Annotated in this window: 12 protein-coding genes; 4 read left to right on the forward strand and 8 right to left on the reverse strand. The window is 56.0% G+C overall.

Annotated elements, in window-relative coordinates; genetic code table 11:
• The first annotated feature begins 456 nt into the window (after positions 1 to 456).
• Entirely contained in the window at positions 457 to 1,986 is a 1,530-nt protein-coding gene (gene pntA, locus LDK53_RS01495; protein ID WP_225283630.1) for a Re/Si-specific NAD(P)(+) transhydrogenase subunit alpha, read from the forward strand.
• Positions 1,987 to 1,996: 10 nt separating this feature from the next.
• Positions 1,997 to 3,385 (forward strand): Re/Si-specific NAD(P)(+) transhydrogenase subunit beta, encoded by a 1,389-nt coding sequence (gene pntB / locus LDK53_RS01500; RefSeq protein ID WP_025758569.1) that lies wholly within the window; start codon positions 1,997 to 1,999, stop codon positions 3,383 to 3,385.
• Between the two features lie 82 nt (positions 3,386 to 3,467).
• Here pntB and uspE read toward each other — a convergent pair whose 3' ends face one another.
• The 7 genes from uspE to LDK53_RS01535 form a co-directional block, all read right to left on the reverse strand.
• The gene (gene uspE, locus LDK53_RS01505; RefSeq protein WP_025758570.1) at positions 3,468 to 4,418 is read right to left on the reverse strand and encodes a universal stress protein UspE; all 951 of its coding nucleotides are present in this window, start codon (positions 4,416 to 4,418) and stop codon (positions 3,468 to 3,470) included.
• A gap of 109 nt (positions 4,419 to 4,527) precedes the next feature.
• Positions 4,528 to 4,710, reverse strand: coding sequence for a hypothetical protein (locus LDK53_RS01510; RefSeq protein ID WP_224752873.1), 183 nt, complete (start codon positions 4,708 to 4,710; stop codon positions 4,528 to 4,530).
• Between the two features lie 151 nt (positions 4,711 to 4,861).
• On the reverse strand, positions 4,862 to 5,614 hold the full coding sequence (gene fnr, locus LDK53_RS01515) for a fumarate/nitrate reduction transcriptional regulator Fnr (protein ID WP_006174991.1): 753 nt from the start codon (positions 5,612 to 5,614) through the stop codon (positions 4,862 to 4,864).
• Positions 5,615 to 5,797: 183 nt separating this feature from the next.
• A complete protein-coding gene (gene ogt / locus LDK53_RS01520; RefSeq protein ID WP_025758573.1) occupies positions 5,798 to 6,313 on the reverse strand; it encodes a methylated-DNA--[protein]-cysteine S-methyltransferase in 516 nt (171 codons plus the stop codon).
• Between the two features lie 10 nt (positions 6,314 to 6,323).
• Positions 6,324 to 7,850 (reverse strand): p-aminobenzoyl-glutamate transporter, encoded by a 1,527-nt coding sequence (abgT, locus tag LDK53_RS01525; protein WP_045284904.1) that lies wholly within the window; start codon positions 7,848 to 7,850, stop codon positions 6,324 to 6,326.
• 46 nt (positions 7,851 to 7,896) lie between these two features.
• Positions 7,897 to 9,342, reverse strand: coding sequence for a M20 family metallopeptidase (locus LDK53_RS01530; RefSeq protein ID WP_225283631.1), 1,446 nt, complete (start codon positions 9,340 to 9,342; stop codon positions 7,897 to 7,899).
• Positions 9,342 to 10,652 (reverse strand): M20 family metallo-hydrolase, encoded by a 1,311-nt coding sequence (locus LDK53_RS01535; RefSeq protein WP_225283633.1) that lies wholly within the window; start codon positions 10,650 to 10,652, stop codon positions 9,342 to 9,344. Before LDK53_RS01535 ends, LDK53_RS01530 begins: the two co-directional genes overlap by 1 nt.
• Before the next feature lie 175 nt (positions 10,653 to 10,827).
• Between LDK53_RS01535 and LDK53_RS01540 the strand changes: the two genes are divergently transcribed.
• Entirely contained in the window at positions 10,828 to 11,739 is a 912-nt protein-coding gene (locus LDK53_RS01540) for a LysR family transcriptional regulator (RefSeq protein ID WP_025758577.1), read from the forward strand.
• A 356-nt stretch (positions 11,740 to 12,095) separates the two neighbouring features.
• On the forward strand, positions 12,096 to 12,659 hold the full coding sequence (smrA, locus tag LDK53_RS01545; protein WP_225283635.1) for a DNA endonuclease SmrA: 564 nt from the start codon (positions 12,096 to 12,098) through the stop codon (positions 12,657 to 12,659).
• 33 nt (positions 12,660 to 12,692) lie between these two features.
• Here smrA and tcp read toward each other — a convergent pair whose 3' ends face one another.
• Entirely contained in the window at positions 12,693 to 14,354 is a 1,662-nt protein-coding gene (tcp, locus tag LDK53_RS01550) for a methyl-accepting chemotaxis citrate transducer (RefSeq protein WP_225283637.1), read from the reverse strand.
• Positions 14,355 to 14,407: the final 53 nt, after the last annotated feature.

Genomic DNA, 14,407 nt, shown 5'->3' on the forward strand with positions numbered 1-14,407 from the left:
ACCTGTCGCTGTCTGCGCCATTTTTCACAGCCTGTGCTCACTGAATCACCGAATTCGATAACATTTAGTGATATGTTGAAAAAACAGGCGTTTGACAAGTAAAACTGATAAAGCTTATGACTTTTACAAGTTAATTTAATGTTAATAAGTTGTTCTCTTATGGCGCTATATCATGTTTTTACCGCTTCGCTTGCGCGATTTATCGGTTCCGGCGAAGAATTTAAGGTAAATATCACTGTCAGTGACGCCGATCGCTTATTTTTCACAGATAAAGTAAGAAATAGTGTTTTCTGGCGGTAGATCACTGGCGCTATTTTCAGTAGGTTATAGACAGTTTGTTACTGTTTTATTTTCCGGGGTTAATCATCTCGCGCCGCGCGTGCGTTGGCGAAAATTGATACAAACCGCGGGCATTTATCGATAAACCATCATCAAAAACCGATGGAAGGGAAAACTATGCGTATTGGGGTACCAAAAGAACGGTTAGCCAATGAAACCCGCGTAGCGGCAACACCGAAAACGGTGGAGCAACTGCTGAAACTGGGTTTTACCGTCGCGGTTGAAAGCGGCGCAGGCAAACTGGCGAGTTTCGATGACGACGCTTTTATCCAGGCTGGTGCGGAGGTGGTCGACGGTGCTGACGTCTGGCAGTCGCCGGTTATTCTGAAGGTCAACGCACCGGAAGAGAGTGAGATTGCGCTGTTGAATCCAGGGACGACGCTGGTGAGCTTTATCTGGCCTGCGCAAAATCCTGAACTGATGGAGAAGCTGGCGGCCCGTGGCGTGACGGTGATGGCCATGGACTCCGTGCCGCGTATTTCGCGTGCGCAGTCGCTGGATGCCTTAAGTTCCATGGCAAACATTGCCGGTTACCGCGCTATTGTGGAAGCCGCCCACGAATTTGGTCGCTTCTTTACCGGTCAAATCACCGCTGCGGGTAAAGTCCCGCCGGCAAAAGTCATGGTGATTGGCGCGGGCGTGGCGGGTCTTGCCGCCATCGGTGCGGCAAACAGCCTGGGCGCTATCGTACGCGCATTTGACACCCGTCCTGAAGTGAAGGAACAGGTCCAGAGTATGGGCGCCGAATTCCTTGAGCTGGACTTTAAGGAAGAAGCGGGTAGCGGTGATGGTTACGCGAAGGTGATGTCCGAAGCCTTTATCAAAGCCGAAATGGCACTCTTCGCCGCGCAGGCGAAAGATGTCGATATTATTGTCACCACCGCGCTGATTCCGGGTAAACCGGCGCCGAAGCTGATCACCCGTGAAATGGTGGATTCCATGAAGCCGGGCAGCGTCATTGTCGACCTGGCCGCGCAAAACGGCGGTAACTGTGAATATACCGTACCGAATCAGGTGACCACGACCGCTAACGGCGTGAAGGTGATCGGTTATACCGACCTGCCGGGCCGCCTGCCAACCCAGTCTTCTCAGCTCTACGGTACTAACCTCGTCAACCTGCTGAAGCTGCTCTGTAAAGAGAAAGACGGCATCATCGCCATTGATTTTGACGATGTGGTGGTACGCGGCGTCACTGTAGTCCGTGAAGGTGAAATCACCTGGCCTGCGCCACCGATTCAGGTCTCGGCCCAGCCTCAGGCAGCGCCAAAAGCGGCGCCTGAGCCGAAAGAGCCTGCCAAACCGGCGTCACCGTGGCGTAAATACGCGCTCATGGCGCTGGCGATTATTCTGTTCGGCTGGCTGGCTGACGTTGCCCCGAAAGAGTTCCTCGGCCACTTTACCGTCTTCGCGCTCTCCTGTGTCGTAGGGTACTACGTGGTGTGGAACGTCTCCCATGCGCTGCATACGCCGCTGATGTCGGTGACCAACGCCATTTCCGGGATCATCGTGGTGGGGGCACTACTGCAGATTGGTCACGGCGGCTGGATCAGCTTCCTGAGCTTTATCGCAGTGCTGATCGCCAGTATCAATATTTTCGGTGGTTTCACCGTGACTCAGCGCATGCTGAAAATGTTTCGTAAAGGCTAAGGGGTAGCATATGTCTGGAGGATTAGTGACAGCCGCATACATTGTTGCTGCAATCCTGTTTATTTTCAGTCTGGCGGGGCTTTCCAAACACGAAACGTCTCAGCAGGGAAATAACTTTGGTATCGCCGGGATGGCGATTGCGCTGATTGCCACCATCTTCGGGCCGGATACCGGCAACGTGGCGTGGATCCTGGTGGCGATGATCATCGGTGGGGCGATTGGTATTCGTCTGGCGAAACGCGTTGAAATGACCGAGATGCCGGAGCTGGTTGCGATTCTTCACAGCTTCGTGGGCCTGGCTGCGGTGCTGGTAGGCTTCAACAGCTACCTGTACCACACGCCGGGTCTGGAACCGATTCTGGTGAATATCCACCTGACGGAAGTGTTCCTCGGTATCTTCATCGGTGCGGTCACCTTCACCGGCTCCATTGTCGCCTTCGGCAAGCTGCGCGGGAAGATCTCCTCAAAACCGCTGATGCTGCCAAACCGTCATAAGCTGAATCTGGCGGCGCTGGTGGTCTCGTTTGTGCTGCTGGTGGTCTTCGTGCGTACCGAAAGCGTGGGCCTGCAGGTACTGGCGTTACTGGTGATGACGATCATTGCGCTGGCGTTTGGCTGGCACCTGGTGGCCTCCATTGGTGGTGCGGATATGCCAGTGGTGGTCTCCATGCTGAACTCCTACTCCGGTTGGGCAGCGGCGGCAGCGGGCTTCATGCTGAGCAACGATCTGCTGATTGTTACCGGTGCGCTGGTAGGTTCTTCGGGTGCGATTCTGTCTTACATCATGTGTAAGGCGATGAACCGTTCGTTCATCAGCGTTATCGCCGGGGGTTTTGGTTCTGACGGCTCTTCAACCGGCGCTGATGAAGAAGTGGGTGAGCACCGTGAGATCAGCGCGGAAGATACCGCCGAGATGCTGAAAAACTCGCACTCGGTCATCATTACCCCGGGCTACGGCATGGCAGTGGCCCAGGCGCAGTATCCGGTTGCCGAGATCACTGAGAAGCTGCGCGCGCGGGGCATCAAGGTTCGCTTTGGTATTCACCCGGTGGCAGGGCGTCTGCCAGGCCACATGAACGTGCTGCTGGCGGAAGCGAAAGTGCCTTACGATATCGTGCTGGAGATGGACGAGATCAACGATGATTTCTCGGACACCGATACCGTGCTGGTCATTGGCGCTAACGACACCGTTAACCCGGCAGCGCAGGACGATCCGCGTAGCCCAATCGCCGGGATGCCGGTTCTGGAAGTGTGGAAGGCGCAGAACGTTATTGTGTTTAAACGCTCCATGAATACCGGTTATGCCGGGGTGCAGAACCCGCTGTTCTTCAAAGAGAACACCCACATGCTGTTTGGCGATGCCAAAGCCAGCGTGGATGCGATTTTGAAAGCGTTGTAAGTTGCGTTGAAACGAAAAAACCGCCGAATTCGGCGGTTTTTTTATTGCCGGGTAGCGCTGACGCTTACCCGGGCGTTAGGGGTTAATCGTCTTCCGGATCGTCCAGCTCAACCGGCGTCTGGTACTCATCCGGCTTGATCACCAGCAGGTCACAGCGCAGATGATCGATTACCTGTTCAGCGGTATTGCCGAGGAACGCGGCAGAGATCCCGGTTCGTCCAATGGTGCCCAGCACCACAATCCCGGCCTGCAGATGTTCGGCTAAATCCGGGATCACCTCTTCAGGCAAGCCTTTTTCCACGTGGGTCATTTTTTCATCAATGCTGAATTTCTGGCGCAGCGCTTTCATTGCGAGCAGGTGCTGGCCACGGATCGCGTCGTTGTACACGCTCGGGTCAAATTCAGGCAGCTCAATGGCGATATTGATCGGGGTAACCGGGTAGGCTCCCACCAGATGCACTTCGGTGTGGTTAACCTGGTCAGCCAGCTGGATGGTCTCCTTGACCAGCTTTTCGTTCAGCGAATTGTGATAATCCTCTTCGCTGGCGAGATTCACTGCCACAACGGCTTTCCCGCCTTCAGGCCACGGCTGGTCTTTCACCATCCAGACCGGACAAGGGCATTTACGCAGCAGATGCCAGTCGGTTGGTGTGAAGATCACGGATTCCAGCTTGTCATGCTGATGCGTCATCTTCAGCAGCAGGTCGTGTCCACCGGCAACGACTTCCTGGATGATGGCTTCGAAAGGCCGGTTATGCCACACCACTTTAATATCAATGGGCACACCCGCTTCCAGGTAATATTTAGCCTGTTCGCGGATCCACGCGGTACGCTGGCTGATCACGCCCTGACGCATCGCGGTGCGCTCGTCAGGCGACAGAAGGGTGGTCATCTCATACGAGAAGTCATAGATCGGCAAAAACGCTTTGATTTTGCCACCAATCCGTTGATGTAAATACACAGCACGTCGTAATGCCGGCTGATCGTCCTGATTCGGATCGATAGCTACCAGCATGTTTTGATACTTTGCCATACAGGTCTCCTTACTACTGTCACCACAGTCTGTAATTAAAAGAGTAACCTATATATCCTGAATGAAACAGAGGGGAAGTTTTGCCAGATCAATAATTCATGAAAATTTATCAGAGGAAAAGCACCGTCGCGGTGACTGCGATAAACGCAATAAACAGCAGTACCATCACCACTATCGCAAACGTCGTGGAATCCTGAACATAGGTTTTTTCTTCCCCCTTCATTGGGCCGACAAGCATGATCCAGATGAAGATAAAGGTCACTGAGGCGATCACGACTGAAACGAAAAACAAACTTTCTCTCAATTCATAACCTCAACGAGAACCTTCCAGGTTACTGTGTGGCGACGTACTGCGGTGAAACTGTCAGTGAACGGACGTGTTATAGGCCAGAAGACCCATAAATCATAGAAATTTATGGGTCTGGCAGGTTATCTGCGGGGCGTTATGCCACGTTGCGGGCATGCCCGGCAAGAACGGCCAGCGCTTCACCGTTTTCGATGGTGATGTATTTACCTTTAACGGCCAGCATTCCGCTTTTCTGGAAACGGCCCAGCAGACGGCTGATGGTTTCCACGGTCAGGCCCAGGTAGTTACCGATATCGCCACGGGTCATGGTCAGACGGAATTCACGCGGGGAGAAACCACGCTCGGCAAAGCGGCGGGAGAGGTTGTAGATAAACGCCGCCAGGCGCTCTTCTGCATTCTTTTTGGAAAGCAGCAGGATCATGTCCTGATCGCCTTTGATCTCACCGCTCATCAGACGCATCATCTGCTGACGCAGGTTAGGCATCTTGCCGGACAGATCGTCCAGGGTTTCAAACGGGATCTCGCAAACCATTGAGGTTTCAAGGGCCTGAGCAAAGCTCGGATGGTGACCCGTGCCAATGGCATCAAAGCCCACCAGGTCGCCTGCCAGATGGAAGCCGGTGATCTGCTCGTCACCCTGTTCGGTGATGGTGTAGCTCTTGATGGTGCCAGAACGGATAGCATAGAGCGATTTCAGTTCGTCTCCGGCTTTAAACAGCGTCTGCCCTTTCTGAATCGGCTTTTTACGCTCGATGATATTATCAAGCTGATCAAGTTCGTGTTCATTCAGGGTAAACGGGATACAGAGCTGGCTGATGCTGCAATCCTGGCAATGGATAGCACAACCGCCAGACTGAATGCGTCGTATAATTCGCTTTTCCGGGATCATAGGTTTGCTCAAGCCTTAATTGATATTGGTCAATTTTAACATCTTTTTGGTAAGTACGTAAGCCTGACAAACCCTCAATAAGGACAAGAGACGGCATCATGTCGCCATCTTCTTGAAATTCCACAGCTTGATTATGGATTTTTAGTCTAACCGGAAGAAAATTAAGCACAAAAAGCCTGGGAATTACAGCAAGAGATACCCTTCGTGACGCAGTAACCACTCTTTTCGCTGCACCCCGCCGGCATAGCCGGTGAGGGTACCGTTGCGGCCAATCACGCGATGGCAGGGCACCACAATGCTGACCGGGTTAGCGCCATTCGCGGCCCCCACTGCGCGTGCGGCCCCGGCGCGACCGAGTTGCTCCGCGAGTTGCCCATAATGCATGACCTGTCCGCAGGGAATGGCCCGCAGCGCCTGCCACACTTCGCGCTGGAAAGGCGTGCCGGCCGTGGCGGTTGGCAGGCTGTCAATGATGCTGAGATCGCCTTCGAAGTACGCTGTAAGCTTGTCGCTCAGTCCGCCCGGGTTGGTGGCGCGGATACGTTCATACCCCTGTACGCGGTAGTGGATATCGAGCAGTTCTTCCATGCGGTCGCTGTGCTCTTCCCACTCAACCGCGCGCAGACAACCCTGCTCGTCGGCGATCACCCACAGCGGCCCAAGCGGCGTCGCAATCTTATCTTCGAGTAATCTCAGCATCTTCATTCCTTTAGTTCAGCCTCGGGTAGATCCCCGGTCCAATCGGCAGGCCGACAAGATACCACGCCACTAACATCACCAGCCATACCCCTAAAAAGATAAGCGGATAGGGTAAAACCAGCGAATAGTAGGTACCCAGTTTCGCCTCGGGTTTATAGCGCTGCAGGAAGCCTAAAAACAGCGGAACAAACGGCGAAACCGGCGCAAGGGGAATGACTGAGGAATCTGCGATGCGGAACAGGATCTGCGCGAAGGCCGGGTGGAACCCAAGCATCATAAACATCGGTACGAAGATCGGCGCCAGAATCGACCAGATAGCGGAGCCGCTGGCGATAAACATGCACAGCAGCGACGAGAGCAGCGCCAGGCCGACAAACGCCGGTACGCCGCTTAGCCCGGCAGCTTCCAGCGCGTCGGTCAGGCCAACGGCCATAAACTTGCCCATGTTGCTCCAGTTAAACATGGCCACAAACTGCGCCAGCGGGAACACCATCACGATAAAGCCAGCCATCTCTTTCATCGGCTCGATCATCAGCTGCGGCAGATCGCCCTGGCGGCGGATTTTGCCAGTGGCGATACCGTAGGCGAGCGATACGACAAAGAAAAACAGGATAATCAGCGGCACAATGCCCTGGATGAACGGCGAGGGCAGGACGGTATGTTTAACGGGATCGCGCAATATCCCGTTTTCCGGCACCACCATCAACGCCACCAGCGCGATAAAGGCCAGCGAGACAACGCCCGCCACGCGCAGGCCGAAGCGCTGTTCTTTACTCAGCGTCTCCAGTTTTTCATCGCTACGGCCTTCCCATTTCCCCAGACGCGGCTCAATGATTTTATCGGTAATCAGCCCGCCGACAATCGTCAGGACAATGACCGAGCTTGCCATAAAGTACCAGTTGTCGATCACGCTGACGTGCATGGCCGCATCGAGGGTTTTCGCCGCCTCGGTACTGATGCCGGACAGCAGAACATCGGTAGTCACAATCAGCAAATTGGCGGTAAAACCGCATCCGACGCCGGCAATCGCCGACAGCAGTCCCGCCACCGGGTGACGCCCGACGGCGAGGAAGATCAGCGCCCCCATCGGCGGCATGATCACCAGCGCGGCGTCGGAAGAAATATGGCTGAAGAAGGCGATAAACAGCACCATGTAGCTGGCGTAACGCGCGCTGACGTGAGAGGCCATTTTCACCATCAGAGCCGGTAACAGGCCCACGCGCTCCGCGAGCCCGGCCCCCAGCACCAGTGCCAGAATGGCACCCAGCGGAGCGAAGCCGCTGAAGTTTTTAATCACATTGGGTAAAAACCAGTGCAACCCCTCAATGCTCAGCAGATTTTTCACCGCCACCAGGCTGCCGTCGGCCGGGCTGCGCACGCTAACGTCAAAGGCGGAGAGCACGGCGGTGGCAACCATCAATATCACAATCAGATAGATAAAAAGCAGGAAAGGGTGTGGCACTTTATTGCCGATCCTTTCAACCCAGCCATAGAGCTTACCGGATGGGGAATGCGAAGGTATGGATGACATACTCATGGGCGTTCCTCGGGAGTGTTGTGTTGTTGTGTTGTGTTGTGTTTTTTTATTTTAAAGGTGACGGTGTCACGCCCGGTAGGATCGGACACACGTACGGTTTTTCTTGTATGTGTTGTTCAAACTCTTCACGGCATTTTTTCAGCAGCGCCGCATCCTGCAGCAGATTCAGCGCGGTTGCGCCCATCACTTTCCCGGCCAGCAGCATTCCTTTATGAGCAATCGAGGTTCGTCCCTGCGCCACCAGCTGCCAGGTGTGCAGCGGCGTGCCGACGGTAAAGCAGGGGCTGAAGCACTGGGCAACCGGCATTTTCCAGCTGACGTCACCCACGTCGGTTGAACCCGCCAGCACGTTATCGGTGACGGCATAAGGCGCGACTTCATCCACCAGCAGCGTCTCCTGATGACGACGGGCAAAGGCTTTACCCGCTTCGCCACCCGTGGCGGCAATATTTTTCAGGCTGTTTTGCAGATCGTTGGGCGTCAGCGTGGCGCGGATCTGGCGGGCAAACTCTCGCTCTTCGTCGGTCCACTCCGGCGTGCCGTAGTGCTGCAGGGCGCGATACATCGCCGCCTCAAGCGTGCGGTTGGGCAGGTAACTGGAGCAGGCTTTATCAAAGCGGCACTCGACGGTGGTTTCGGTCATCAGCGCCGCGCCCTGGGCGATTTTTTCGATACGTTCGTAGATTTGCTGCGCATCGGCCATCTCCGGGGCGCGGATCAGGTACAGCACTTCGGCCTGCGCCTGCACCACGTTAGGCGAAATCCCGCCGGTATCGGTAATGGCGTAATGGACGCGCGCTTTCTCAATAATGTGTTCGTTGAGGAAGTTGGTGCCGGTAGTCATCAGCGTCACCGCATCCAGCGCGCTGCGCCCCAGATGCGGAGAGTTGGCCGCATGTGCCGCCACCCCCTTAAAACGCCAGGCGGCCTGAATATTGGCCAGCGTGCTGACGTTAAACATCCCGGCAAAGGCCTCCGGGTGCCAGGTCACGGCGGCATCGACGTCGTCAAACAGCCCTTCGCGCACCATAAAGGTTTTCCCGGAGCCGCCTTCCTCACCTGGACAGCCGTAAAAACGCACTGTCCCGCCGCCGCCGTGCTGCTCCAGCCAGCTTTTTACCGCGACCGCCCCGGCAAGGGCTGCGGTGCCCAGCAGATTATGCCCGCAGCCGTGGCCGTTAGCCCCCGGCGTGGCGGATTGTGGGGTCGCACAGTGTGCCTGCTGGCTTAACCCGGCCAGCGCATCGTATTCACCCAGCAGGGCGATAACCGGTTTTCCGCTGCCGAAGCTGGCAATAAAGGCGTTGGGAATGCCGCCCGCCTCGCGCGTGAGGGTGAAACCTTCGGCTTCCAGCGCGCTGGCAAGCCGTTCGGCGGACCAGAACTCTTCAAAGCGGGTTTCAGGATGATCCCAGATCGCATCGGCAATGTCGGTTAACGTGCGACATCGCGTGTCGATCGCATCGGCAATAAAAGCGTAGTTGTCCTGCATTACACACCTCGCGTCCACGGGAAATTGAGCGCCGTCCGCGCCAGCGTTTCGATGGCGACCGTCATGACCTGCTCATCGAAGTCGAATTTTTCATTGTGATGTCCGGCGCTCAACTCCGTGCCAAACACCATATAGGACGCCATGCCGCCGTTTTGCTGCACGCGGGCCATCATCAACGTGGCATCTTCGGAGCCTGCTGGCGCTTTGACCTTGTCGATGGCGTGAACCACCCCCGGAACCTGGCTGGCCTGTTCGCGCAGATAATCAACCCAGGCGGGTGTCGGCGAGCTGGCGGTGGCAGCCCCCATCAGGCGCATCTCTGCCTTAACGCCGTAGAGCGCCGCCGCGCCGGTAATGACCGCCTGCGCCCGTTCAAAGACATACTGGTTAATCGCTTCGTTTTCGCCGCGCGTTTCAACCTTTATCAGGGCATTGGCGGGCACCACGTTGCGCCCGCTGCCTGCCTGCATCACCCCGACGTTTACCCGGGATGCGCCTTCGCTGTGTGGGGCGATGCTGTGTAACGCGATGGCGGCCTGCGCGGCGGCGAGCAGGGCATTACGCCCGTCCTCTGGTTTGCCGCCGGCGTGTGCGGCCACGCCGGTAAAGTTCACGTCAAATTTGGTGGTCGCCATAAAATTATCGCTGCCGCAGATCACCGTCCCGGCAGGCACGCCGGTGCCAATATGGATGGCGGTGAAATAGTCCACGTCATCCAGCACCCCGGCGGCCACCATGGCACGCGCGCCGCGCGTCCCTTCTTCTGCAGGCTGGAAGATCAGCTTGAGGGTGCCGCTGAGCTGCGCGTCATTCTGCTTAAGTACCTGCGCCAGCCCCAGACCAATCGTAGTGTGACCGTCGTGTGCGCAGGCGTGCATCATCCCGGGATTGCAGGAGGCAAACCCGTCGCGGAACGGGCGGTGGCTTTGATCGTGTGCTTCGCTTAAATCCAGGGCATCCATGTCCACGCGAAATGCCAGGGTTGGGCCCGGGCGGCCGGTATTCAGGGTCGCGACAATCCCGGTAAACCCGCCCTCAAACGGCGCCAGCCATTTCTCCGGCGCGCCCTGCGCACGGGCGCGGGCAAATTCTCGCGCCAGGGTGGCCTCATCGGGCAGGCCCATCCGGCTTTCGGCATCCACCACGTCGCGACCCATCGCCAGCTCATAACCCAGCGAGTCCAGGGTTTCTGCGACCTTCGCCGCGGTACGAAACTCCACCCAGCCGGATTCAGCAAACTGGTGAAAATCGCGACGCCATGCGCTCAGCTGCGGGGTTAGGGTCTGGATGTACTGCGTCAGTGTGTCCATATCTGTTCCTGTCATCATTAAAATATGTGAACTGCTTCACGATGTGATAGTTTTTACTTATCACTAACCGAATTTTCACAGTTTTAACCGTTCAGGAATTACCCTCGCACATCCCTTTCCATTAAAGTAGATGACAGTTTCTTTACTCTGATAAACAACGGTTATCGGTCGGGCTATGTCATTTCAGATTAAATTTCATCAAATCCGGGCGTTTGTCGAAGTCGCTCGTCAGGGCAGCATTCGCGGTGCCAGCAGGACGCTGAATCTTTCGCAGCCGGCGCTGACCAAATCCATCAAAGAGCTGGAGGAGGGCATGGCGGCGCAGCTTTTCGTGCGCAGGAGTAAGGGCGTTGCGTTGACCGAATGTGGGGAGGGCTTCTACCAGCGCGCGAAGTTGATTCTGGAAGAGCTGCGCGCGGCGCAGGATGACATCCGTCAGCGGCAGGGGGAGCTGGCCGGGCAGATTAATATCGGGATGGGGGCCAGCGTTTCACGCAGTCTGATGCCCGCGGTGATCTCCCGCTTTCACGCGCAGCATCCGCAGGTCAAGGTGCGGATTATGGAAGGGCAGCTGGTGTCGATGATCAATGAATTACGCCAGGGTGAGCTCGATTTCACCATCAATACCTATTATCAGGGGCCTTATGACCACGAGTTTACGTTTGAAAAACTCTTCGAAAAGTCGTTTGCGGTATTTTGCCGGGAAGGACATCCGGCGACCAAAGCAACCTCAATTAATGAACTGCTGCATTATAACTGGACAATGCCGACGCCGCGGGGAAGTTATTATAAGCAACTGGAAGAGGTATTTAGCCATCGCGCGCAAATACCGCGAATAGGGGTTGTCTGCGAAACATTCTCCTCCTGTATTAGCCTGGTGGCGCAAAGTGATTTTTTAAGCATTCTGCCGCAGGAACTAGGCTGTGACCCGCTGCTGGCGCATCGCCTGGTGATGTTGCCGGTTGTCGAATCGCTTCCAAAAGCGGCATATTATTTAATTCAGCGCCGTGATTCCCGTCAAACACCCCTGGCCGAATCTTTAATTACGCAATTCCGAAGAGAAGCGCGAAAAATAGTCGCGGCGTGAGAAAGAGAACGTAAAAAAACAGGGTCTGTCCGACATCTGACAGACCCTCCAGTACACACAGCAGTGCGTCCTTTCGCCAGTCCTGAGTATTATATCCATGAAGCAGGTATATTTAGGTATAACACCTTTCCCGAAAAAGGGAAGAGGGTTGAGTATTTGATTTTACGAATTTTTAACACAAATCACTTATTTTACGCTCGCTGAAATTTAAGTTAAGTCAGATTAAAGCGTATTTTATAAATACTATATATATTCATCGGGTTAATATTTATGTCGCGCGACGGCGGTTAACGGTGATTGAGGCCTCCCCCCGGCGCAGGTATAGTACCCTCCTCAGTTGTAGCCGGAGGATGTCCATGAACCCTGACGACAAATCTTATTTTCTTGACGCCATGGAGGATGTCCAGCCCCTGAAGCGCGGCCCGGATATTCACTGGCAGCCGAGCCGCACTACGCGGGTGCGCGAGAAGGTAGATAGTGAACAGCTGGATAACTTCCTGACGCTGGGTTTTCTTGAACTGGTGCCCCTTGACGAGCCTCTGGCGTTCCGGCGCGATGGGGTACAGCAGGGCGTTATCGATAAGCTGCGATCGGGTAAATACCCCCGCCAGGCCAGCTTAAATCTCCTGCGCCAGCCCGCCGAACGCTGCCGTCAGATGCTGTTTTCGTTTATTCGCCAGGCCGGGCGCGACGGGTTACGTAACCTGATTATCATTCATGGGAAAGGGCGCGAGCAGAGCTCACATGCGAATGTCGTGCGCAGCTATCTGGCGCGCTGGTTGACCGAGTTCGGGGAAGTACAGGCTTTCTGCGAGGCGCTGCCGCATCACGGTGGCAGCGGGGCATGCTATGTCTCGCTGCGCAAATCCGATGAAGCGAAACAGGAGAACTGGGAGCGGCACGCCAAGCGCAGCCGCTAACGAGAGCGGGCGAGACACTCGCCCGCCGGTGACTCAGAAGGTTTCCCAGTTGCTGTCGGCAGACGCGCTTGTCGTTGCCGGTCGCAACAGCTGTGGCGTTTTCACATTCGCCGGGCGCGGGGCGACTGCTTTCTCTTTTCCGTTCAGACGAAACGCGGCGACGGCCTGACGCAGCTGTTCGGACTGATCTTCCAGCGCCGCCGCCGCCGTGGCGGACTGTTGCACCAGCGCGGCGTTTTGCTGCGTCACGCTGTCCATCTGCGAAACGGCCAGGCTCACCTGCTCAATTCCCCGGCTCTGCTCGTCAGACGCAGAGGAAATCTCACCCATAATATCGGTCACGCGGGTGACGGCGGCGACAATCTCTTTCATGGTGGAGCCAGCCTCGCTGACCTGCTCAGAACCGGTATTTACCCGGCTGACTGAGTTTTCGATAAGCCCTTTGATCTCTTTCGCCGCCTGCGCGCTGCGGCTTGCCAGCGTACGGACTTCACCTGCGACCACCGCAAAACCGCGACCCTGTTCCCCGGCGCGGGCGGCTTCCACCGCTGCGTTAAGTGCCAGAATGTTGGTCTGGAATGCGATGCTGTCAATCACGCCGGTAATATGCGCAATTTGCTGCGAACTGTCGGCAATTTCGGTCATGGTGCGAACCACGTTATCCACCACGTGACCGCCGCGCGCAGCTGTTTCTGAAGCATTCTTCGCCAGCAGGGTCGCCTGACGGGCGTTATCGGAGTTCTGTTTAACCGTCGCCGTCAGCTCTTCCATGCTGGCGGCGGTCTCTTCGAGCGAGGCTGCCTGCTGCTCGGTACGGGCGGAAAGATCGTTACTTCCTGCGGCAATTTCGCCTGCACCGGTGTAGATGGAATCGGTGCTGCCGCGTACGGCGCTGACGGTGGTCACCAGCGACTGCTGCATTTCATGCAGACCGGCGGCCAGCTGGCCCATCTCATTGCGGCCAGAGAGGGTGATTTCCTGCGTCAGGTCGCCCCCGGCAATCGCGCGAATATGGTTCATAATGGTGTTGAGTGGTTTTAACAACAGGTGTTGTAAACCCTGCCAGATGACTACCAGTACCGCGATAACGGCCAGCAAGATAGCCGCCAGCGTCCATTGCATCTGCGTGAAGCTGCTCTGATTCTCTTCGGCGGCGGCTTTCAGCAGGGTGTTGTTTTCGGCGCGCCAGCGGTTATAGACCGCTTCCATATCGTCCTGCGCCTGTTGCGCGTCCAGATCGCCATAGGCCTGGTAGTTGTCGGCACGCAGATACTCAATCGACAAACGCATCACTTCGTGCATCTGGTTCCAGGACTTCTGCATCTCGTCGGTTAATGCCGCGTTCTGGCCGTTAACCTGCGGCAGTTTTTGCCACGCTTTGTTATAGGCTTCGGCTTTTGCCAGCGAGTCACCTGCGGTGCCGAGCAGTTTATTGATCGCCGCAAGGGATGCCGGATCGCGCTGATTTTTCAGGTAGCGGATCGCCACGCGGGTCACGGTGACGCGTGTTTTCACCAGCGTGTTCACGCTGTCGCTCAGGCTTTCCTGCTGAGCGTTGAGCACACCGGAATTCTGGAAGTTATGGCGATCGTTACTGACGGCAGAGTAGAACAACCCTCCCGTGACAACTTGCAACAGACAGAATATGGTGAGGGCAAAGATAATACCGGTAATCACGTGCAGATTTTTCAGCATAGCGGTCGTCCGTTAGAGAAGATGCAGGGTTTCTTCAATACTATCGTCGTAGA

Source organism: Enterobacter sp. K16B (genome assembly GCF_020216105.1).
GTDB lineage: Bacteria > Pseudomonadota > Gammaproteobacteria > Enterobacterales > Enterobacteriaceae > Enterobacter > Enterobacter sichuanensis.